General features: G+C 66.1%; 22 protein-coding genes. 13 read left to right on the top strand and 9 right to left on the bottom strand.

Annotated elements, in window-relative coordinates; genetic code table 11:
- Nucleotides 1–30: 30 nt before the first annotated feature.
- From EON91_RS07885 to acpS, 4 genes are read left to right on the top strand one after another with little or no spacing between them, the layout of a single operon-like run.
- On the top strand, nucleotides 31–2,241 hold the full coding sequence (locus EON91_RS07885; RefSeq protein ID WP_292093184.1) for a bifunctional (p)ppGpp synthetase/guanosine-3',5'-bis(diphosphate) 3'-pyrophosphohydrolase: 2,211 nt from the start codon (nucleotides 31–33) through the stop codon (nucleotides 2,239–2,241).
- A gap of 53 nt (nucleotides 2,242–2,294) precedes the next feature.
- Nucleotides 2,295–2,879, top strand: a complete 585-nt coding sequence (pyrE, locus tag EON91_RS07880; protein ID WP_292093213.1) for an orotate phosphoribosyltransferase — start codon at nucleotides 2,295–2,297, stop codon at nucleotides 2,877–2,879.
- A gap of 11 nt (nucleotides 2,880–2,890) precedes the next feature.
- On the top strand, nucleotides 2,891–3,631 hold the full coding sequence (locus tag EON91_RS07875; RefSeq protein WP_292093183.1) for a pyridoxine 5'-phosphate synthase: 741 nt from the start codon (nucleotides 2,891–2,893) through the stop codon (nucleotides 3,629–3,631).
- On the top strand, nucleotides 3,628–4,029 hold the full coding sequence (gene acpS / locus EON91_RS07870) for a holo-ACP synthase (RefSeq protein WP_292093181.1): 402 nt from the start codon (nucleotides 3,628–3,630) through the stop codon (nucleotides 4,027–4,029). Before EON91_RS07875 ends, acpS begins: the two co-directional genes overlap by 4 nt.
- A gap of 5 nt (nucleotides 4,030–4,034) precedes the next feature.
- On the opposite strand, the gene EON91_RS07865 is transcribed toward acpS, so the two are convergent.
- Complete coding sequence (locus EON91_RS07865) at nucleotides 4,035–4,268, bottom strand: hypothetical protein (protein WP_292093180.1); 234 nt, start codon at nucleotides 4,266–4,268, stop codon at nucleotides 4,035–4,037.
- Nucleotides 4,269–4,364: 96 nt separating this feature from the next.
- Here EON91_RS07865 and lepB point away from each other — a divergent pair, with 96 nt between their 5' ends.
- Genes lepB through EON91_RS07845 form a run of 4 tightly spaced genes read left to right on the top strand, consistent with a single transcriptional unit; the run spans nucleotide 4,365 to nucleotide 8,041 of the window.
- Complete coding sequence (gene lepB, locus EON91_RS07860; protein WP_292093210.1) at nucleotides 4,365–5,141, top strand: signal peptidase I; 777 nt, start codon at nucleotides 4,365–4,367, stop codon at nucleotides 5,139–5,141.
- Nucleotides 5,141–5,854, top strand: a complete 714-nt coding sequence (gene rnc, locus EON91_RS07855) for a ribonuclease III (protein ID WP_292093177.1) — start codon at nucleotides 5,141–5,143, stop codon at nucleotides 5,852–5,854. Before lepB ends, rnc begins: the two co-directional genes overlap by 1 nt.
- Nucleotides 5,851–6,804 carry a GTPase Era gene (gene era / locus EON91_RS07850; protein WP_292093176.1) on the top strand — a complete coding sequence of 318 codons (954 nt, stop codon included), beginning with the start codon at nucleotides 5,851–5,853 and terminating at the stop codon, nucleotides 6,802–6,804. The genes rnc and era overlap by 4 nt, the downstream gene beginning before the upstream one ends.
- A 4-nt stretch (nucleotides 6,805–6,808) precedes the next feature.
- Complete coding sequence (locus tag EON91_RS07845) at nucleotides 6,809–8,041, top strand: serine hydrolase domain-containing protein (RefSeq protein ID WP_292093174.1); 1,233 nt, start codon at nucleotides 6,809–6,811, stop codon at nucleotides 8,039–8,041.
- Nucleotides 8,042–8,045: 4 nt separating this feature from the next.
- Here EON91_RS07845 and EON91_RS07840 read toward each other — a convergent pair whose 3' ends face one another.
- The 5 genes from EON91_RS07840 to EON91_RS07820 form a co-directional block, all read right to left on the bottom strand.
- Nucleotides 8,046–8,489 carry a VOC family protein gene (locus EON91_RS07840; RefSeq protein ID WP_292093171.1) on the bottom strand — a complete coding sequence of 148 codons (444 nt, stop codon included), beginning with the start codon at nucleotides 8,487–8,489 and terminating at the stop codon, nucleotides 8,046–8,048.
- Nucleotides 8,490–8,512: 23 nt separating this feature from the next.
- Nucleotides 8,513–8,989: an SRPBCC domain-containing protein gene (locus EON91_RS07835; protein ID WP_292093167.1), complete on the bottom strand. Its 477-nt coding sequence runs from the start codon at nucleotides 8,987–8,989 to the stop codon at nucleotides 8,513–8,515.
- Nucleotide 8,990: 1 nt separating this feature from the next.
- On the bottom strand, nucleotides 8,991–9,494 hold the full coding sequence (locus tag EON91_RS07830) for an SRPBCC family protein (RefSeq protein WP_292093164.1): 504 nt from the start codon (nucleotides 9,492–9,494) through the stop codon (nucleotides 8,991–8,993).
- Entirely contained in the window at nucleotides 9,478–9,825 is a 348-nt protein-coding gene (locus EON91_RS07825) for a metalloregulator ArsR/SmtB family transcription factor (RefSeq protein ID WP_292093163.1), read from the bottom strand. Before EON91_RS07825 ends, EON91_RS07830 begins: the two co-directional genes overlap by 17 nt.
- An 88-nt stretch (nucleotides 9,826–9,913) precedes the next feature.
- On the bottom strand, nucleotides 9,914–11,425 hold the full coding sequence (locus tag EON91_RS07820) for an acetyl-CoA hydrolase/transferase family protein (RefSeq protein WP_292093162.1): 1,512 nt from the start codon (nucleotides 11,423–11,425) through the stop codon (nucleotides 9,914–9,916).
- Between the two features lie 145 nt (nucleotides 11,426–11,570).
- On the opposite strand from EON91_RS07820, the gene recO reads away from it, so the two are divergent.
- On the top strand, nucleotides 11,571–12,302 hold the full coding sequence (gene recO / locus EON91_RS07815; protein ID WP_292093160.1) for a DNA repair protein RecO: 732 nt from the start codon (nucleotides 11,571–11,573) through the stop codon (nucleotides 12,300–12,302).
- Nucleotides 12,303–12,381: 79 nt separating this feature from the next.
- Complete coding sequence (parC, locus tag EON91_RS07810; RefSeq protein ID WP_292093158.1) at nucleotides 12,382–14,583, top strand: DNA topoisomerase IV subunit A; 2,202 nt, start codon at nucleotides 12,382–12,384, stop codon at nucleotides 14,581–14,583.
- Here parC and EON91_RS07805 read toward each other — a convergent pair.
- Both EON91_RS07805 and EON91_RS07800 read right to left on the bottom strand, forming a co-directional pair.
- On the bottom strand, nucleotides 14,580–15,314 hold the full coding sequence (locus EON91_RS07805) for an arginyltransferase (RefSeq protein WP_292093156.1): 735 nt from the start codon (nucleotides 15,312–15,314) through the stop codon (nucleotides 14,580–14,582). The two genes, parC and EON91_RS07805, sit on opposite strands and share 4 nt — an antisense overlap.
- A 90-nt stretch (nucleotides 15,315–15,404) precedes the next feature.
- Entirely contained in the window at nucleotides 15,405–16,307 is a 903-nt protein-coding gene (locus EON91_RS07800) for a flagellar motor protein MotB (RefSeq protein ID WP_292093154.1), read from the bottom strand.
- A gap of 128 nt (nucleotides 16,308–16,435) precedes the next feature.
- On the opposite strand from EON91_RS07800, the gene EON91_RS07795 reads away from it, so the two are divergent.
- From EON91_RS07795 to EON91_RS07785, 3 genes are all read left to right on the top strand, one after another.
- The gene (locus tag EON91_RS07795; protein WP_292093152.1) at nucleotides 16,436–16,942 is read left to right on the top strand and encodes a flavin reductase family protein; all 507 of its coding nucleotides are present in this window, start codon (nucleotides 16,436–16,438) and stop codon (nucleotides 16,940–16,942) included.
- Nucleotides 16,939–17,805, top strand: a complete 867-nt coding sequence (locus EON91_RS07790) for an NAD(P)-dependent oxidoreductase (RefSeq protein WP_292093151.1) — start codon at nucleotides 16,939–16,941, stop codon at nucleotides 17,803–17,805. The genes EON91_RS07795 and EON91_RS07790 overlap by 4 nt, the downstream gene beginning before the upstream one ends.
- 71 nt (nucleotides 17,806–17,876) lie before the next feature.
- Nucleotides 17,877–18,317: a hypothetical protein gene (locus tag EON91_RS07785; protein ID WP_292093148.1), complete on the top strand. Its 441-nt coding sequence runs from the start codon at nucleotides 17,877–17,879 to the stop codon at nucleotides 18,315–18,317.
- On the opposite strand, the gene hemB is transcribed toward EON91_RS07785, so the two are convergent.
- The gene (gene hemB, locus EON91_RS07780; RefSeq protein WP_292093146.1) at nucleotides 18,289–19,293 is read right to left on the bottom strand and encodes a porphobilinogen synthase; all 1,005 of its coding nucleotides are present in this window, start codon (nucleotides 19,291–19,293) and stop codon (nucleotides 18,289–18,291) included. The genes EON91_RS07785 and hemB overlap by 29 nt on opposite strands.
- Between the last annotated feature and the right edge of the window lie 336 nt (nucleotides 19,294–19,629).

Genomic DNA, 19,629 nt, shown 5'->3' with positions numbered 1-19,629 from the left:
GCGTCGTCGAAAAAAGCTGCGAAGACCAAAGTGGGGCCGGGGAGCGCCGCCTCTCCGGACGACGCACCTGCGAAACGCTCTCCGGTTCTGCGCCAATTTGAGCTGATCGAGGCCGTAAAGGCCTATGATCCCACGGCTGACGAGGCGCTGCTGAACCGCGCCTATGTCTATGCGATGAAGATGCACGGGTCGCAGTTGCGAGCCTCGGGCGATCCCTATTTCGCGCATCCGATTCAGGTCGCGGGCATCCTGACCGACTACCGGCTGGATACGGCCACTATCGTCACCGCCCTGCTGCATGATGTGGTCGAGGACACCTCGGCCACTCGCGACGACATCGCCGCCATGTTCGGCGAAGAGATCGCCGTCCTGGTCGAGGGCGTCACCAAGCTGAGCCGGCTGGAGCTTCAGGCCGAGCACACCCGGCAGGCCGAGAACCTCAGAAAATTCATCCTGGCCATCAGCCGCGACGTGCGGGTGCTGCTGGTCAAGCTGGCCGACCGTCTGCACAACATGCGGACGCTGCATTTCGTGAAGCCGGAAAAGCGCGAGCGTATCAGCCGCGAAACGCTGGAGGTTTATGCGCCGCTGGGCCGTTCGATCGGCATCCACTCCATCGCCTCCGAGCTTGAGGAACTGGCGTTCGAGCATCTGAACCCGACAGCCCGCACCGCCATCGAACGACGGCTGGAGGCGCTGAAGCTGGAGCACGGCCGGGCCATCGACGGGGTCTCACGCGAGGTCGAGCGCGTGCTGCTGGAAGCCGGTATCCGGGCCCATGTTAAAGGCCGCGAAAAGACGCCCTATTCGATCTGGCGCAAGTTGCAGCGCAAGGCCGTGGGCTTTTCCTCGCTGTCGGACATCTACGGCTTCCGCGTGATCGTCGACGCCGAGGACGACTGCTATCGCGCGCTGGGCGTCATCCATCGCGCCTGGCCCATGGTGCCCGAGCGGTTCAAGGATTTCATCTCCACGCCCAAGTCGAACAACTATCGCTCGCTGCACACGACGGTCGTGGGCCCCGGCGGTCTGCGGATCGAGATGCAGATCCGCACCGACACCATGGACCGCGTGGCCGAGGACGGTGTGGCGGCGCACTGGGCCTACAAGAACCAGTCCTATGGGCTGGACAAGGAGGCGATGGCCGCCGACGGCGGGCGCGACCCGCTGCAGAACCTGCGCCATCTGGTTCAGGTGATCGAGCACGGCGAGGGCGGTGAAGACTGGGTCGAGCACGCCAAGCTGGAAATGTACCTGGATCAGGTCTTTGTCTTCTCGCCCAAGGGGCGCCTGATCACCCTGCCGCGCGGGGCCATGCCGCTGGACTTCGCTTACGGCGTCCACACCGAGGTGGGTGACACGGCCGTGGGGGTAAAGGTCAACGGCGAGCTGAAGCCGATGCGCACCCAGCTTCAGAATGGCGATGTGGTCGAGATCATTCGTGGCTCCAAGCGCGAGGCGCCGGCCGACTGGCGCTCGCTGACCGTTACGGGGCGCGCGCGTTCGGCGATCCGGCGCTTCATCCGCAGTTCGGAACGGGAAGAGTTCGTGCGTCTGGGCAAGGCGGCGTTGGAGCAGACGCTGTCGCGGATCAGCAAGTCGCTGGGCGATGTGTCGCTGAAACCGGCGAATGAAACCCACGGCGCGGCCACAGACGAGGATCTGTTTGAGGCGGTCGGGCGCGGTCGTCTGGTTGCCGCGCGGGTCGCAGAGACGCTTTTCCCGGCGCTGAAGGTCGAGATCGGCGCCGGAGAAGCGCGCAAGCGAATCGAGGACGATCAGGCGCGCCTGTTCGTGCGCGGTGGCGGTCTGACGCCCGGCGTCAGCATCCATTTCGGCCAGTGTTGCACGCCCGTGCCGGGCGACCGCATCGTTGGCATCCTGGAACAGGACAAGGGCCTAACGGTCCACACCATCGACTGCCAGAAACTGGCCGACTTCGCCGATGACGACTCGGTCTGGCAGGACCTTCAATGGACGCCGCAGGCCGAGCAGGGCGCCGTCGCCTCGGCCCGGCTGCGCGCCACGATCCGCAATGCGCCTGGCGTGCTCGGCCAGGTGGCGACCCTGATCGGCGAGGCGGGCGGCAATATCCTGAACCTGGTGATGGCCCACCGGCAGCAGGATTTCTTCGATGTCGATATCGACGTGGAGGTCAAGGACGCCCGCCACGCGACCCTGCTGATCGCGGCCCTGCGCGCCAATCCGTCGGTCGATACGGTCGAACGGGCGCGAGGCTAGGTTACGGCTTGGCCGGGGCGTGTGGCGCGAGTATTGACCCCTTCATGAGCCAGATGACCACTGAAGACGTCCTGAACGAGTTCCGCGACGCGGGCGCCCTGCGCGAAGGGCATTTCGTCCTGTCCTCGGGCCTGCATAGCCCCGTCTTCCTGCAGAAAAATCTGGTCTTCATGGATGGCCGCCGCTGCGAGCGCCTGTGCAAGGCGCTGGCCGACAAGATCACGGCCACGGTGGGGCCGGTCGATGTGGCGATCTCGCCGGCCGTCGGCGGCATCATCCCGGGCTATGAGACGGCGAAGCATCTGAACGTCCGCTCGCTGTACGTCGAGCGGGAAGGGGGCGAGTTCAAGTTGCGCCGCGGCTTCTCGGTCGAGCCCGGCGAGAAGGTGGTGATGGTCGAGGATATCGTGACCACGGGTCTGTCGTCGCGCGAATGCATCGCCGCCATCCGGGCCGCCGGTGGCGACGTGGTCGCCGCCGCCTGTATCGTCGACCGCTCGGGCGGCAAGGCCGATGTGAGCGTGCCGCTGATCGCCCTGGCGACGCTGGACGTTCCGGCCTATCCGGCCGACGCCCTGCCGCCCGAACTGGCCGCCCTGCCGGTTCAGGACCCGGGCAGCCGGCGGCTGGGCAAGTAGGGAGCGACGCCATGCATGACCGTGTCCGTCTTGGCGTCAACATCGATCATGTCGCCACGGTCCGGAACGCGCGCGGCGGCGTTCATCCCGATCCGGTGCGCGCGGCGCGGGCGGCGCTGACGGCCGGCGCTGACGGCATCACCGCCCATCTGCGCGAGGATCGCCGCCACATCACCGACGCCGATATCGAGGCGCTGAGCGCGCTGTGCGTCGCCGCCGACCGCCCGCTGAACCTGGAAATGGCCGTCACGGACGAGATGCTGGCCATCGCCCTGCGTCACCGCCCGCACGCCGCCTGTCTGGTGCCCGAGCGGCGCGAAGAGGTGACGACCGAGGGCGGCCTGGCCGTCGCCGGGCATGAGAACCGCATCGCGCCGGTCGTGGCGGCCCTGACCGAGGCGGGTATTCGCGTCTCGTTGTTCATCGAGCCCAGCCCGAAACAGGTAGACGCCGCCCTGGCCGTCGGCGCCCATGTGGTCGAGTTTCATACCGGCCGCTATTGCCATGTCTCAGGCGCGGCGCGGCAGGAAGAGTTTCTCCGCCTTCGCGGGGCGGCGGCCCAGGCCCATGGTGACGGGCTGGAGGTCCATGCCGGACACGGCCTGGACTATGTCACCGCGGCCGAAGTGCTGGCCATCCGCGAAATCCGCGAGTTGAACATCGGCCATTTCCTGATTGGTGAAGCGGTGTTCGTCGGGCTGGACGCCGCCATCCGCAAGATGCGGCTGGCTATGGACGGAGCGCCGCGTTGATCGTCGGTGTCGGCACCGATCTGTGCGACATTCGCCGTATCCAGTCGTCGCTGGACCGGTTCGGCGAGCGGTTCAAGCAGCGCTGCTTCACCGATCTGGAGCGGGCCCGTTCGGACCGGAAACCTGACCCTGCATGGAGTTACGCCAAGCGGTTCGCGGCCAAGGAGGCCTGCGCCAAGGCGCTGGGCACCGGCATGCGATCGGATGTCTATTGGCGCGACATGGGGGTGGTGAATATGCCCAGCGGTCGGCCGACGATGAAGCTGACAGGGCATGCGGCAGAGCATCTGGCGCGCCTGACGCCGGCGGGGCACGCGCCGGTTCTTCACCTAACGCTGAGTGACGAACATCCTTATGCACTCGCCTTCGTGGTGATCGAAGCCTTGCCGACGTCTTAATCACGTTATACCCGTTTGCGCTGCATCAGACCGCGAAACGCGGCGGGGGACGGGCCATGACTGACGAAAGCAAGCCGCACGGCGACGATCACGCTGCGCATGACGATAATCACGCCGCGCCGCATGACCATGCGTCCGCCACAGACTCGGTGCATGACGCGCCCGTCGACCACCATGACGAAGCGCCCGAGACCCATGCCGACCCCCACCACGACGAGCCGCATCACGACACGTCCCATGCAGAGCCTGATCTCCACGAGGATGCTGCCGTGAGCCACGATCCCGCACCGGCGGCCGATCCCGTGCACCACGAACCGGTGGCCGCCGCCGCTCCGATCTATGCCCACGGCGCCCGCTCTAGCGGCGGCAAGGGCAAGTCAGCCGGAAACGAGACGGTCGAGATCGTGAAGACCATCTTCTTCGCCCTGCTGATCGCGCTGGTCCTGCGGGTGCTGCTGTTCCAGCCCTTCACCATTCCGTCCGCGTCGATGGAGCCGAACCTCTATGAGGGCGACTACATCGTCGTCTCCAAGTGGTCGTACGGCTATTCGAAGCACTCGATCCCGTTCAGCCCGCCGATCATCAAGGATCGCGTGTTCGGCAAGGCGCCGGCGCGGGGCGATGTGGTCGTCTTCAAGCTGCCGCGCGACAACAAGACCGACTATATCAAGCGCGTCATCGGCCTGCCGGGCGACCGCATCCAGATGATCGCCAACCAGCTGTACATCAACGGCGACCCGGTGAAGGACGTCGTCGTCGGCCAGTCAGAGATCAACGATGTGTTCGGCCCGCGCCCGATCACGCGCCTGAACGAGACCCTGCCGGGCGGCAAGACCTTCACCATTCAGGACTTCGGTCCAAACGGCGATCTGGACAACACGCCTGTCTATGAAGTGCCCGAAGGCTTCTATTTCATGATGGGCGACAACCGCGACAACTCCATCGACAGCCGTGTCGAGGCGTCCAGCGGCGTGGGTCTGGTTCCGGCCGAAAACCTGGTCGGCAAGGCGCAGATCATCATGTTCTCGTGGGAGCCGGGCGCGTCCCTGTTCAACCCCGTCAGCTGGGTCAAGAACCTGCGCACCGATCGCTTCTTCCAGATCCTGAACTGATGCCCAACGTGCGTGCCGAGGCGGTGCAGGCGCTGTCGCGCCGTCTCGGGCACGACTTCCGCGATCCGACCCTGCTGGAGCGCGCCCTGACGCACGCCAGCGTCAGCGAGGGGTCGAACCACCAGACCAGCAAGACGCCGCGCGACAACGAACGGCTGGAGTTCCTGGGCGACCGGGTGCTGGGGTTGCTGGTGGCCGAGCGCCTGGGCCGCGACTGGCCCGACGCCGACGAGGGGCGTTTGTCCGCCCGCCTTCATGCTCTGGTCGACAAGAGCGCCTGCGCCCGTGTGGGCGAAGGGTTGGGCGTCGGCCCGGCTTTACGGCTGTCGGCGGGCGAGACCAAGACCGGCGGTCGGCACAAGGCCGGCGTCATCGCCGATGCGGTCGAGGCCATTCTGGCGGCTGTCTATCTGGATGGTGGACTGGAGGCGGCGCGCGCGGTGTTCGAGCGCGCCTGGGCTGACGAGCTGGCGACGCCGTCGGCTCCGGCCCTGACCAATCCCAAATCCGCGTTGCAGGAATGGGCGCAGGGGCAGGCGCGACCGCTGCCGACCTATCGCGTGGCCCAGCGCACCGGCTCTGATCATGCGCCGACATTCACCGTCGAAGTCTCGGTTCAGGGTGTCGAACCCTTGACCGCGCAGGGGCGTTCGCGTCAGGAGGCGGAGAAGGCGGCCGCGACGGCAATGCTCAAACGTGAAGGCGTAATTTGACCGAGATCCCGAACCCCAACCAGCACGCGGGCTTCGCAGCCATCATTGGCGCGCCCAACGCCGGCAAGTCGACGCTGGTGAACCGGCTGACGGGATCCAAGGTCTCGATCGTGACCCAGAAGGTCCAGACCACGCGCTTCCCCGTGCGCGGCATCGCCATCGAGGGTGACGCCCAGATCGTTCTGGTGGACACGCCCGGCATCTTTACGCCGCGCCGCCGTCTGGATCGCGCCATGGTCGCCTCGGCCTGGGGCGGGGCGCAGGACGCCGATGTGGTCATCCACCTGATCGACGCCCAGTCGCACATTAACGCTGAGGGCAAGGACGGCACGGCCGCCGATCGCCGCTCGGCGGAGGACACCGAAACCATCATCGCCAATCTGCAGTCTACGGGGACCAAGGTCATCCTGGCGCTGAACAAGATCGACGGCATGCGCCGCGACACGCTTCTGGCCCTGTCGCAGCGCCTGTTCGAAACCGGCGTTTATGAAGAGGTCTATATGATCTCGGCCCTCAGCGGCGACGGCGTGGATGACCTGAAGCAGCGTCTGGCGCGATCGATGCCTGCTGGCCCCTGGCTGTACCCTGAAGACCAGTCGGCGGACGTGCCGGTGCGGGTCCTGGCCGCCGAGATCACCCGGGAAAAGGTCTATCTGCGCGTCCACGAGGAACTGCCCTATTCGGCGGCGGTGGAAACCACGGCCTTCGAGGAGAAGCCTGACGGTTCGGCCCGCATCGAACAGACCATCTATGTCGAGCGCGAAAGCCAGCGCCCCATCGTGCTGGGCAAGGGTGGCCAGACCCTGAAATGGATCGGCCAGAAGTCGCGCGAGGAACTGATGGAGCTCCTGGACCGGCCGGTTCACCTGTTCTTGACCGTGAAGGTCGATCCGAAGTGGCAGGATAGCCGCGCCCTGTACGCCCAATTCGGCCTGGAGTTCGACGTCTAGTATCGTGTTTACAGTACCCAGATCCTCAGGGGGGCCCCCTTGGATCCTCGGTTCGCTGGCTGCTCTCGTCGTCATCGGCGGGGTCGGTGCGGCGGCCGTCCACTCCTTCGGCTCTGACAAGACCGCCTCGTCGGTCGAGACATCGCCCAACCTGCCGTCTCGCCCTCCGGTCGAGATCGTCGAGGATCTGCCTCGCCTGAAGGCCCGGCTGGACGGCGCGGCCGGGCATGGCTTCAGCGGCGCCGTTCTGGTGGCGCGCGGGGATCAGGTTCTGTTCCGACAGGTTTATGGCCTGGGTGATCGGGAACAGCCGAAACTACTGGCGCTGGATTCGAAATTCCGGCTCGCGTCGATCAGCAAACAGTTCACCGCCGTCGCCATCCTGAAGCTTCAGGATCAGGGCGTGTTGAGCGTCGATGACCCGTTGTGCAAATGGATCCAGCCTTGCCCCACGGCCTGGGCGCCGATCCGGCTCAGCCATCTGCTGACGCATACGGCCGGCGTTCCCGACCTGATGGCGCGTCCGCAATGGGGCCTGCGCCGGGTGACGCCCGCGTCGTCCGAGGAACTGACGGCGGACTCCGCCAAATATGGCCTGCAGTTCGAGCCGGGGACCAAGATCCGCTACAGCAACGCGGGCTATAATCTGCTGGGCCGGGTGGTCGAGGTCGCCAGCGGCAAACCCTTCGCCGACTATCTGCGCAACGACTTGCTGGATCCGCTGGGTCTCACGGATACCGGCTATGACGACGGTTCGGCCGATATCGTCATGGGATACGCCAACTTCCCGACCGGCGTCGCGCCCCAGCCCAACGCCAATCCCAGCATCGTCTTCGCATCCGGCGGCCTGTATTCGACCCTGGACGACATGCTGATGTGGACGCGCGCCCTGCATCGGGGTGACCTGTTGTCGAAGCGGTCGCACGCCCAGATGATCGAGGATCACGACCCGCCGGGCACGCCGAACGAGCGGGGCCGTCCGCCCCGCGCGTGGGGCTTTGGCGTCTTCACCAACAGCCTGGGCGAACGCGTTGAGCCGGCGTTTTCAGACCGCCAGATTTATCACACCGGCAGTTGGTCGGGGTTCCGCAACCTGGCGACCTATCAGCCGGACGCCGATGTGACCGTGATCGTTCTGTCGAACAACTATCACCAGCGGGACGCCGTGTTCCTGATCAGCCAGCAGGCGATGGCCGAGGCGCTGGGTCACGACTTCCCGCAGGCGATGAAACGCTAGGGAATCAGCCCTGTTTCGGTTGCCAGTCAGCGCCGGGAATGGTGTTGACCATCCAGGGGATGCCGAACTTGTCGATCAGGTTGCCATAGCCGGGCGACCAAAAGGTCTCGCCGAACGGCATCTGGGGCGTGCCGCCCTCGATCAGGGCGTCATAGATGCGTTTCGCCTGGGCCGCGTCCTCGGTGTGATAGGTGACGTCGAAGCCGTTCTTGGGCTTGTCGATGTTCGGTGCGAACTCGGGCGGGATGTCGGCGCCCATCAGGGCCTGATCGCCGACCTCCAGCCAGCAATGCATCAGCCAATCCTTGTACTGAGCATCGATTGGCATGTCGGGCGGGCCGTCGCCGAACGGATAGGCGGCGGTCACCTTGCCGCCCAGCACCTGGGCGTAGAAGTCGAACGCCTGTCGGCATTCGCCCTTGAAGCTGAGGCTGGTCACGATCTTCATGGTCGTCTCCTCGGGTTGGAACGCTAGTCGGGGTTGGCGGCCAGCCAGGCTTCCAGCCGGTCGGCGGTGCTGGTCCAGCCATGGCGATGGCCGGTCAGGCTCTGCTCGGACTTCAGACCCGCGTGGGTGAAATCCATAACGGTGCGACCGTCATCGGTCTCGCTCAGAATGACGGTCACCAACGTATCGACTGGCGGCCCGTCCTCGTGGGACTCGTCCCATCTGAAACTGAAGACCAGTCGTTCCGGTTCGACGATCTCGCGATAAACGCCGCCCTGCCACAGGTCCTGACCGGTTTCCGGCGAGCGCAGGCAGATGCGCCAGGCGCCGCCGACGCGGAAGTCGGATGTGACGCTGACCGCCGGCCATTCGACCGGACCCATCCACAGCACCATGATTTCGGGCCGGCTCCACGCGCGCCAGACCAGGGTCCGCGGCGCGTCAAACGTCCGCTGCATGTGCAGGGTCGGGCGGGTGTCCAGATCGTCGGCCAAGGTCATGTCAGAGGGTCTTGACCAGATCGTTCAACTGATCCGCCACCTGGCCCCAGCCATCATGGAAGCCCATCTGTTCGTGCTGCTTCATCGCCGCCTCGTTCCAGTGGCTGGCGGTCGCGGTGTATTTCGTCTTGCCGTCACCCGTGGGTTCCAACTCGATGCGGGCGACCATGAAGGGCTGGCCCGCCGGTTTCCAGTCCGGCGTAAAGGCGTCGGTCGAGACCAGCCGACGGTTCGGCACGACCTCAAGAAATACACCCGAGTTCGGGAATCGCTCTCCGTCCGGGCCGTGCATGACGAAGTCGAAACGGCCGCCGGGGCTTGGTTCGATCACCGCGTCGGTGATGGTCCACGGCTTGGGCGCGAACCACTGACTCAGGATCGCCGGATCCGTGTAGGCGCGGAAGATTTTTTCCGGCGGGGCGTCGATGATGCGTTCCAGCACCAGATCGAAGGCGTGGGCCACGCCGTCGGTGTTACACGGATTGGTCTCAGTGTCCTGGGCCATTGTCGTCTCCTCTTTGGATTTTGCGCAGCACGTCGTCCAGGCGGCCGAAGCTGGCGTCCCAGAAACGTCGATAGTGTTCCAGCCAGTCCGCCGCGCCCCGCAGGTTCGCAGCCTCCAGCCGGGCAGGGCGCCATTGCGCCTCACGACCCCGGCTGATCAGGCCCGCCGTTTCAAGCACTTTCAGATGGCGACTGATGGCGGGGCCGCTGATGTCGAACGGTTCAGCCAGCTGGCTTACCGACGCCTCACCCTGGGCCAGCCGGGCCAGGATCGCCCGGCGTGTGGGATCAGCCAATGCCGAAAAAACGATGTCGAGGTGGGCGTCGCTCATGACCGCATGTAGCCATATCGTTAAATAACGCGCAAGTTAAATAAATGATCCAGGGTAAGGCCGCCCCAGCGGCCTCTTCCAACCACCGTCAGGGTTTCATCGATCCTGTCTCGATGAAACGTTGATGCCACGACAGCGCTTCGTTCAGCAGATGCGGAGTCTGAAGGCCATACGACCCCTTCAGCGCTCGCGCGTGATAGTCGGCCAGGGCGTCACGATAGTCAGGATGGGCGCAATTGCCGATTATGACCCTGGCCCGCTGCTTGGGCGACAGGCCGCGCAGATCGGCCAGCCCCTGTTCCGTGACGATGACCTGTACGTCCTGGGTGATGTGATCGACGTGGCTGGCCATGGGCACGATGGCCGAGATCTTGCCGCCCTTGGCCGTCGAGGGGGTGACGAAGCACGAGATGAAGGCATTACGCGCGAAATCGCCCGACCCGCCGATGCCGTTCTGGATGCGCGAGCCCATGACGTGGGTCGAGTTCACCGCCCCATAGATGTCGGCCTCGATCAGGCCGTTCATGGCGATGCAGCCCAAGCGACGGATGATCTCGGGATGGTTCGAGATCTCCTGCGGGCGCAGGATAATCTTGCCCCGGAACTGCTCCATCCGGCTGTTCAGGTCGGCCGCCGCCTCGGGGCTCAGAGAGAAGGCGGTGGCTGATGCAACGGTCAGCTTGCCGGAATCCAGCAGATCCCGCATCCCGTCCTGCAGCACCTCGGTATAGGCGGTCATGTTCTCGAACGGACTGTCTTTCAGCCCTGCCAGCACGGCGTTCGCCACATTGCCCACGCCCGATTGCAGCGGCAGCAGCGAGGCGGGCAGGCGGCCCATCTTCACCTCGTGCGCCAAGAACTCGATCAGGTGACCGGCGATGGCCGTGGCGCTGTCGTCGGGCGCCGCGAAGGGCAGGTTGCGGTCCGGCGCGTCGGTCTCGACGATGGCGACGACCTTGGCCGGATCAATGCGGAACGTCTCCTGTCCGATCAGGTCGGTCGGCCGGGTCAGAGGGATCGGCACGCGGTCCGGCGGAAGGGCCGTGCCGTAATAGATGTCGTGCATTCCCTCCAGCGCAGGGTTCTGCCAGCTGTTGACCTCCAGGATGATGCGCTCGGCGCGGTCCAGCCAGGTCTTGTTGTTGCCGATGGACGACGACGGGATCAGCGATCCGTCCTCGCGGATGCCCGACACCTCGACCACGGCCGTGTCCAGCGGGCCGAGGAAGCCCTGCCAGGCGACGGGCGCCACCTGCGACAGGTGCATGTCCAGATATTCCATCTCGCCCTTGTTGATCTTCTCCCGGGCGATCGGGTCGGAGTTATAGGGCAGGCGGAATTCGATGCCGTCAGCCTTGGCCAGGGCGCCGTCCAGTTCCGGACCGGTCGAGGCGCCGGTCCAGACCTTGAGCCGGAACGGATTGCCCGCGGCGCGCTCCGCCTCCATGCGGACGGCCAGTGCGGGCGGCACGACCTTGGGATAGCCCGAGCCGGTGAAGCCACTCATCCCCACGGTCGAGTTGGCAGGGATCAGGGCGGCGGCGGCGTCCGCTGACATGATCTTTGAGCGGAGGGCGGCGTTACGGATGCGGGAGGTCATGGGTCACCACGGCGTCTGGGGGAGGACGGTAGAAACAACAGGTCATCGCATAATCCCCGACCGCCGCGGGGTCCACCATCTGTCCTCGACGATGTTGCGGATCGTGCCGGTGGCCAAGGGTCGCAGAGCGCGCTAGCACCGGCGGATGGAATTTCAGGACGAGGCCTTTGTGCTGTCGGCGCGGTCGCATGGCGACACAGGCGCCGTGGTCGAACTGCTGACCGAACTGCATGGACGCCGCGCAGCCTACGTCGCGGGCGGGGCGTCACGGCGTATGAAGCCCTTCCTGCAACCGGGTGCGCGGGTCGTGGCCGACTTTCGGTCACGAACCTCGGACCAACTGGGTTCCGCGCGGCTGGAACCGGTCGGTGAGGGGCCGGCGTCCCTGTTCGACGATCCGTTGGCCCTGATCGGCCTGAACGCCGCCGCCGCCGTGGCGCAGGGCGCACTGCCGGAGCGTGAACCGCATCCCGGCGCCTTCCTGGCGTTCGAGGCGCTGATGGGCGCCTTCGTACTTCCCGATGTCTGGCCCGCGATCTTCGTACGGTTCGAAGCGGGGCTGCTGGAGGATCTGGGCTTCGGGCTGGACCTGTCGCGCTGCGCCGCCACCGGGTCGATGGACGATCTGATCTGGGTCAGTCCGCGCACGGGCCGCGCCGTCAGTCGTGAGGCGGGTGCGCCGTATGTCGACAAGTTGCTGCGCCTGCCGCCCTTCATGCTGGGTGCGCAGGCGGGGCTGGGCGAGGGTGATGTAAGGGCCGGCCTGGACCTGACCGGTCACTTTCTGGAACAGTTCGTCTTCCACGCCCTGAACAAGCCTCTGCCGCCCGCGCGCGTGTGGATGATCGAGCGGCTGGCTGACGCGGGTCGGTTGTAACGCTGCAGATGTGGACTATCCGCCCTTCGGGGACGGAACGGGCTAGACTTCGCGCGTCCCATCTCCGATTCGAAGTCGCATGACCATCCACACCCCGACGCCCGAGGGCGGCCGCATCGTCGAAGAGCCGATGGCGGATGCGCTGTCCCGACGCTACCTGGCTTACGCCCTGTCGACGATCACCAATCGTGCGCTGCCCGACGTGCGCGACGGGTTCAAGCCGGTGCACCGGCGCATCATGTACGCCATGCACCAGATGCGTCTGAACCCGCAGGCGGCGGCGCGCAAATGCGCCAAGGTCGTCGGCGAGGTCATGGGCGGCTATCACCCGCACGGCGACGCCTCGATCTATGAGGCGCTGGTCCGCCTGGCCCAGGACTTCGCCCAGCGCTATCCGCTGGTCGACGGTCAGGGCAATTTCGGCAATATCGACGGCGATAGCGCCGCGGCCATGCGCTATACTGAGTGCAAGCTGACGCCGGCCGCCGTGCTGCTGCTGGACGGCATCGATCAGGACTCGGTCGATTTCCGCGCCACCTATGACGATCAGGACGAGGAGCCGGTCGTTCTGCCGGCCGGCTTCCCCAATCTGCTGGCCAACGGCTCGTCGGGCATCGCCGTGGGCATGGCGACCTCGATCCCGCCGCACAACGCGGGCGAACTGATCGAGGCGTGCCAGTTGCTGCTGGAGCGACCCGAGGCGACGACGGCGGAACTCGTCCAGATCGTGCCGGGGCCGGACTTCCCGACCGGCGGCGTTTCGGTTGAAGGGCAGGCTTCCATCCTGGACGCCTATGAGACCGGCCGCGGCGGTGTGCGCCTGCGGGCCCGGTGGGAGACCGAGGATCTGGGGCGCGGCGTCTGGCGCATCGTCGTCACCGAAATGCCCTATCAGGTCCAGAAGAGCCGCCTGATCGAGGCGCTGGCCGACCTGATCGAGAACAAGAAAGCACCGCTGCTGGCCGACGTCCGCGACGAGTCGGCCGAGGACATCCGCCTGATTCTCGAACCCAAGTCCCGGACCGTCGAGCCAGAGGTCTTGATGGAGAGCCTGTTCAAACTCTCTGATCTTGAGGTGCGTTTCCCGATCAACATGAACGTGCTGGACGCCAGCGGCACGCCGCGGGTCATGGGCCTGAAGGAGTGTCTGCGCGCCTTCCTGGATCACCGTCGCGAAGTGCTCAACCGCCGCAGCCAGTGGCGGATCGAGCGGGTGGAGAAACGTCTGCACCTGCTGGAAGGTCTTCGGATCGTCTTCCTGAACCTGGATGAAGTCATCCGCATCGTTCGCGAAGAGGAACAGCCGAAGGCCGTGCTGATCGCCCGTTTCGGTCTCAGCGAACTCCAGGCCGACTTCATCCTCGACACCCGGCTGCGTCAGCTGGCGCGGCTCGAGGAAATGACGATCGAGAAGGAATTCAACCAGCTGTCCGAGGAACTGGCCGCGCTGCGTGCGCTGTCATCGTCGGAGACGAAACAGTGGAAGGCCATCAGCAAGGAACTGGAGGCTGTCCGCAAGGCGCTGATCTCGCCGCGTCGCACGACCATCGGTGAGGCGGTCGACGCTTCCAGCTATGCGCCCGCCGAGGCTTTCATCCCGCGCGAGGCTATCACCGTAATCCTGTCGGAACGCGGCTGGATCCGCGCCGCCAAGGGCAAGGTCGAGGATCCGTCGGAGCTGAAGTTCAAGGAAGGCGACAGCCTGGGCTTCCTGGTGCCCGCCTATACGACCGACAAGATCCTGATCGGGGCTTCGGACGGGCGAATTTTCACTATCGGCGCCGACAAGCTGGCGTCAGGCAGAGGCCACGGCGAGCCGCTGCGGTTGATGATCGACCTGGACGAGAAGGCCGAGATCATCAACGTCGTGGCGCACGAACCGGATGCGAAACTGCTGGTGGCGTCGAAGGCGGGATATGGTTTCGTCGCGCCCGAGAACGACCTGCTGGCTCAGAAGCGTGGGGGCAAACAGGTGCTGAACGGCGACATGCTGGCCATGCTGCGCGTGACCGGTGACCACGTCGCGACCGTAGGCGAGAACATCAAGGCGCTGATCTTCCCCATCGCCGAACTGCCTGAAATGGGCCGGGGCAAGGGGGTGAAGCTGCAGAACTACAAGCAGGGCGGTCTGGCCGACGTCGCGGTGTTCAACGCCGAGACAGGGCCGGAATGGGCCGACGGCGGCGGCCGTCGTCGCAACTGGCCCGACTGGAAGGACTGGCTGGGCAAACGCGCCGGCGCCGGGCGTCAGGGCCCCCGCGGCCTGAGGAAGTTCCGTTAGGGCAGCCGCTCCCAGCCCATGGGCCTGAGGGCCTCCATGGGGCGGAAGTTGGTCTTGTAATCCATCTTGGTCGAGCCCTGGACCCAGTAGCCCAGATAGACATAGGGCAGGCCGACGACGACGGCCTGGCGGATGTGATCCAGGATGGCGAAGACGCCCAGGCTGCGGCGATCCAGGTCGGGGTCGAAGAAGCTGTAGACCAGCGACAGGCCATCGTTCAGCAGGTCGGCCAGCACGACGCCGACCAGATCGCCCGGCCCGCCGTCACTGGAAGGCAGGCGGTATTCGATCAGATGGGTTCGGACACCGCTGTCCTCGACCATGGCGACGTAGTCGAGCCAGCCCATGTCGCACATGCCGCCGCCGGGATGACGGCTATTCAGATAGCGTCGCAGCAGGTCGAACTGCTCGGTCGTCGCCTCGGCCTCGACCAGGTCGCGGGACAGGTCGGCGTTGCGGCTCAGGATGCGGCGCTGGGTCCGGCGGGGCGCAAACTCGCCAATCGGGATACGGACAGAAACGCACGCGGCGCAGGTTTCGCAGGCCGGTCGGTAGGCGATGTTCTGGCTGCGTCGGAAACCGGCATGGGTCAGTTCGTCATTGACCCGCGCGCCGTCGTGGAAGGGCAGATTTGCAAACACCTTCCGTTCGAACTGGCCGGGCAGATAGGGGCAGGGCGCGGCGGCGGTCATGAAGAAGCGGAGCTGGCGCGAGGGGACGTGCTGGGTCATCGACCGTTCCTCCCCTTTGCTGCTGGCTTCGCCGTCATCGTCGTCATGTCCTGATAGAGCGCCGTCCGGGTGCGTCAGGCAAGCCCGTCTTTACAGGCTGGTGTCACTGGGCAGGACCGGCGCCTCGCGCAGCAGGACAATGGCGATCCGGCGGTTGCCCGCCAGCGCCGGATCGTCGGGATAGAGGGGGTCTGAGCCCGCCTTGCCCGAGACCTGATAGACGCGGTCCGCATCGACGCCTGCCCCTTGAAGCACGACGCGCGAGGCGTTGGCGCGTTCCGACGACAGACGCCAGTCACCGGCCGCGCTGGCCCGGCCTGAACCGCGCGTGGCGCTGGTGTGGCCGGTGATGGAGATCCGGTTGGGCAGTTGATTGATGACCCGCGAGACGGCGCGCAGCAGCAGCTGGGCGCGGGCGTTCGGCTGGACCGAGTTGTTGTCGAACATCGAACGGCCTTCCTGATCCACCAACTGGATGCGCAGGCCCTCGGGCGTCTGGTCGATGATCAGTTGTTTGGACAGCTCGGCGAGTTCCGGCATCGACTGCATGGCCTGACGCAGGGATTCGGCGGCGCTTGCGAAATCGGCGGCCTCGCGGCGGGCGATCTCCTCGCGAAGTTCGGCTTCGCTGGCGGCGGCCAGATTGGCGTTGGTCCCGGCCTGGTCAGGGGCGTTTTCAGGCGCATCGGGCGCCAGTTGCTGAATCACGGACATGGAGCCCGATCCCTTGGCCCCGTCATCACCCAGGGCCGTGCCGCCCAGAATGCCGCCCGAGCCGGAGGTGCTGGACGAGACGCTGGCGGGGGCGAAATATTCGGCGATGCCGCGCTTCTGCTCCGGATCGGTCGTGTTGATCAGCCACATCAGCAGGAAGAAGGCCATCATCGCGGTGACGAAGTCCGCATAGGCGACCTTCCACGCGCCACCGTGGTGGCCGCCGCCGACGACCTTCTTCACCTTCTTGATGACGATCGGGCGATCGCTCATGGCCATGGGGCGCATCCTTTAGGAAGTCAGCCAGCCCTAGACCGCCGACGGTTAAGGGCGTGTTTCCCATTTCGGGACCTGTGACCGATGTCCGGCCGCTTGCCTCTCGCGATGGCGACCACTAGGTCGGGGGCGTGACGCTGGAACCGCTGCCCGATCATCCCGACCAAGAGACCCTGGCCTATCGACGGGCGCTGGGCGCCTTTGCGACGGGCGTGTGCGTGGTCACGGCCGACGCCGAGGGCGGGCCGGTGGGCATCACCATCAACTCATTCGCTTCGGTATCCCTGTCACCCCGACTGGTGGTGTGGAGCCTGGATGAGCGATCCGAACGGTGGCCTGCGTTCGCCGGGGCGGAGCGATTCGCGATCCATGTTTTGCCGTCAGAAGACAGTGATTTGGCGACGCGGTTCGCCCGGGGTGTGTGCACGCTTGAGCCCGGGGAATATGAACGCCGCGGCGACGGTCCGCCGGGCCTGCCCGAGGCGCTGGCCCGGTTCGAGTGCGTGGCCCATGCCCGTATACAGATGGGCGACCATCTGATGATCGTGGGCCGGGTCGAGGCGTTCCATGCCCGGCCGGGGGACTCACTGACCTATTTCCGGGGCCGCTACGGGGTCGCGCAGGAGCCTGAGGAATGAAGATCGCCTTCGCCGGTCTGGGCATCATGGGCGCGCCGATGGCCGGTCATCTGGTGGCCGCGGGGCATCAGGTCGTCGGCTTCAACCGCTCGCCCGCCAAGGCGCAGGCCTGGGCCGGGGCGACGGGCGGACGGTTCGCCACCACCGTGGCCGAGGCGGCGCAGGGGGCCGAGCTGCTGGTCCTGTGCGTGGGCGATGACGATGACGTCCGCGCCGTCGTGACCGAGGCCCTGCCGCATCTGGCGACCGGCGCCGTGATCGCGGATCACACCACCACCTCGGCCAGAGTAGCGCGCGAGATGGCCGCGCTGGCGGCCGGGCAGGGGCGCCGCTTTCTTGATGCGCCGGTGTCGGGCGGGCAGGCGGGGGCTGAGAACGGGCGGCTGAGCGCCATGGTCGGCGGCGACGCCGAGGCGCTGGCGCGAGTGGAGCCGGTGCTGCGGGCCTATTGCGCAGCGGTGAAGCACATGGGCGAGGCCGGGACGGGCCAACTGACCAAGATGGTCAACCAGATCTGCATCGCCGGGGTGGTTCAGGGTCTGGCTGAGGCGGTGCATTTCGCCCAGTCAGCCGGTCTGGACACCGACGCCGCGCTGGAGGCCGTGTCGAAAGGCGCGGCCCAGTCGTGGCAGATGGACAACCGCTGGAAGACGATGGCCGAGGGGCGATTCGACTTCGGCTTCGCCGTCGACTGGATGCGCAAGGACCTGGGTCTGGTGCTGGACGAGGCGCGCGCCAACGGCAGTCACCTTGCCCTGACGGCGCTGGTGGATCAGTTCTATTCTGAAGTTCAAGCGATGGGGGGATCGCGATGGGACACGTCAAGCCTGGCCGCAAGGCTGCAAGACCGCAGAGGGACCTGACCGACGACCAGCTTTGGCCGGTATGGCGCGCGCTGGTTCGCGATTTCCGGTTCGGGCGCTTTATGTGGCAGATGCTCAACTCGCGCGGCGGTTGGGGCTTTTATGACCTGGACCTCGCGTCGTCCCTGTTGAAGATCCCGGCGGTTCAGGAAGCCCGGATGCGCCTGTCCGGGGCGTCGCCCGATCTGCTTGATCGTCTGGCCGGAGTGGCGGCTGTCAACGCCCGGCGTAGCGAGGCGCTGTGGAAGGCGGCGGCGCTGTTTTACATCACCGTGCCGGTCACACTGACGCTTGCGACCCTGCAGGCGGCGCCGGAGTTCATGCGGGTGTTTCTGGCGACATCGTTTTCGGTGTTCGGCGTGGCGACGGCCATCGCGACGCTGTGCATCGCTCTTCAGATGCTGTTCTATTTCGGCGTTTACTGGCGCGCTTCCCAGATCGTGGCCGTCATCGACCTGGTGAAGGTCGAGCGCCCGGGTCCGCCTACGCCCCCATCAGGCGGGCGGCCTTAGGCGCGAAATAGGTCAGGACACCGGACGCGCCCGCGCGCTTGAAGGCGTGCAGGGTCTCCAGCACGGCGCGGTCTTCCTCCAGCCAGCCGTTGGCGATGGAGGCCTGCATCATCGCGTATTCGCCGGACACCTGATAGGCGAAGGTCGGGATCTTGAAGGTGTCGGAGACCAGCCGGACGATATCCAGATAGGGCAGGCCCGGCTTGACGATCAGGGCGTCGGCGCCCTCGGAAATGTCCATCGCCACCTCGCGCAGCGCCTCGTCCGTGTTGGCGTAGTCCATCTGATACGTCTTCTTGTCGCCCGTCAGCGATTTCGACGAGCCCACCGCGTCACGGTAGGGGCCATAGAAACAGGACGCGTATTTGGCGGCATAGCTGATGATCAGCGTGTCAGGCAGGCCGTTCGCCTCCAGCGCCTCGCGGATGGCCTGGACGCGGCCGTCCATCATGTCGGACGGGGCGACGGCGTCGGCGCCCGCATGGGCGTGGATGAAGGCCTGTTCGGCCAGCCGCTCCAGCGTCGCGTCATTGACGATGCGGCCGTCCTCCAGCACCCCGTCGTGGCCGTGGTCGGTGTAGCAGTCCAGCGCCACGTCGGTCATGACGCCGATCTCGGGCGCCGCGTCCTTGATCGCCTTGATGCAGTCGGGGATCAGGCCGTCCGGGTCGCTGGCGGCCGTGCCGACGTTGTCCTTGGCCGCGCCGCCAATGTTGGGGAACAGCGCCACCATGGGAATGCCCAGATCGCGCGCCTGCACTGCGGCTCTGGCCGCTTCCTTCGGCGACAGGCGATCGACACCGGGCATGGAGGCGACCGGCTGCCGATCCTCGGCCCCGTCATGGACGATCAGCGGCCAGATCAGGTCGGCGGGCGTCAGGGTCGTCTCGGCGACCAGGCGGCGAACCCACGGCTGCGAGCGCAGGCGACGCGGACGGGCATAGGGAAAGGCGGCGGGAGCGAAGGGCGTGGTCATGGCGGCGCCTTAGGCCAAAGCCGTCCCGATGGCAAAAGCCGGCGGCTGGGGCCTGGAGCGTCCAACGAAAAAAAGCGTCCAAAGAGTCCAATCCGTCCAATGCGGTCGGCCCAGGGACACAGGGCGAACGGATGTGAGGCGCGAGGTCATGCGGTCATCATAGCCGGGTGGCTGACTATGGCGGGGCGAACGTCGCCAGAAATGATCGGCGCGTTTGAAAACAAGGGCTTGTCCAGTGTCCATAGGATGGCCGCATCAATCGAACCGAACAGGGCGCATGGGGTGACGGGCGGGCCGGCAGTCGCTAGAAGCGCGCCACAGACGGCGCCAAGCCGC

It is taken from the genome of Brevundimonas sp. (assembly GCF_004210735.1).
Classification (GTDB): Bacteria; Pseudomonadota; Alphaproteobacteria; order Caulobacterales; family Caulobacteraceae; genus Brevundimonas.
The sequence above is the reverse complement of the archived record's forward strand: the minus strand, read 5'-3'. Positions and strand labels throughout refer to the sequence as shown.

Excerpts from the sequence above, each read along its gene's own strand:
- pyrE (WP_292093213.1), top strand. The coding sequence starts at position 2,295 with ATGACCACTGAAGACGTCCTGAACGAGTTCCGCGACGCGGGCGCCCTG.
- EON91_RS07875 (WP_292093183.1), top strand. The coding sequence starts at position 2,891 with ATGCATGACCGTGTCCGTCTTGGCGTCAACATCGATCATGTCGCCACG.
- EON91_RS07865 (WP_292093180.1), bottom strand. The coding sequence starts at position 4,268 with ATGGGACGTGTCGTGATGCGGCTCGTCGTGGTGGGGGTCGGCATGGGT.
- rnc (WP_292093177.1), top strand. The coding sequence starts at position 5,141 with ATGCCCAACGTGCGTGCCGAGGCGGTGCAGGCGCTGTCGCGCCGTCTC.
- EON91_RS07840 (WP_292093171.1), bottom strand. The coding sequence starts at position 8,489 with ATGAAGATCGTGACCAGCCTCAGCTTCAAGGGCGAATGCCGACAGGCG.
- EON91_RS07835 (WP_292093167.1), bottom strand. The coding sequence starts at position 8,989 with ATGACCTTGGCCGACGATCTGGACACCCGCCCGACCCTGCACATGCAG.
- EON91_RS07830 (WP_292093164.1), bottom strand. The coding sequence starts at position 9,494 with ATGGCCCAGGACACTGAGACCAATCCGTGTAACACCGACGGCGTGGCC.
- EON91_RS07825 (WP_292093163.1), bottom strand. The coding sequence starts at position 9,825 with ATGAGCGACGCCCACCTCGACATCGTTTTTTCGGCATTGGCTGATCCC.
- EON91_RS07820 (WP_292093162.1), bottom strand. The coding sequence starts at position 11,425 with ATGACCTCCCGCATCCGTAACGCCGCCCTCCGCTCAAAGATCATGTCA.
- recO (WP_292093160.1), top strand. The coding sequence starts at position 11,571 with ATGGAATTTCAGGACGAGGCCTTTGTGCTGTCGGCGCGGTCGCATGGC.
- parC (WP_292093158.1), top strand. The coding sequence starts at position 12,382 with ATGACCATCCACACCCCGACGCCCGAGGGCGGCCGCATCGTCGAAGAG.
- EON91_RS07805 (WP_292093156.1), bottom strand. The coding sequence starts at position 15,314 with ATGACCCAGCACGTCCCCTCGCGCCAGCTCCGCTTCTTCATGACCGCC.
- EON91_RS07800 (WP_292093154.1), bottom strand. The coding sequence starts at position 16,307 with ATGGCCATGAGCGATCGCCCGATCGTCATCAAGAAGGTGAAGAAGGTC.
- EON91_RS07790 (WP_292093151.1), top strand. The coding sequence starts at position 16,939 with ATGAAGATCGCCTTCGCCGGTCTGGGCATCATGGGCGCGCCGATGGCC.
- EON91_RS07785 (WP_292093148.1), top strand. The coding sequence starts at position 17,877 with ATGCTCAACTCGCGCGGCGGTTGGGGCTTTTATGACCTGGACCTCGCG.
- hemB (WP_292093146.1), bottom strand. The coding sequence starts at position 19,293 with ATGACCACGCCCTTCGCTCCCGCCGCCTTTCCCTATGCCCGTCCGCGT.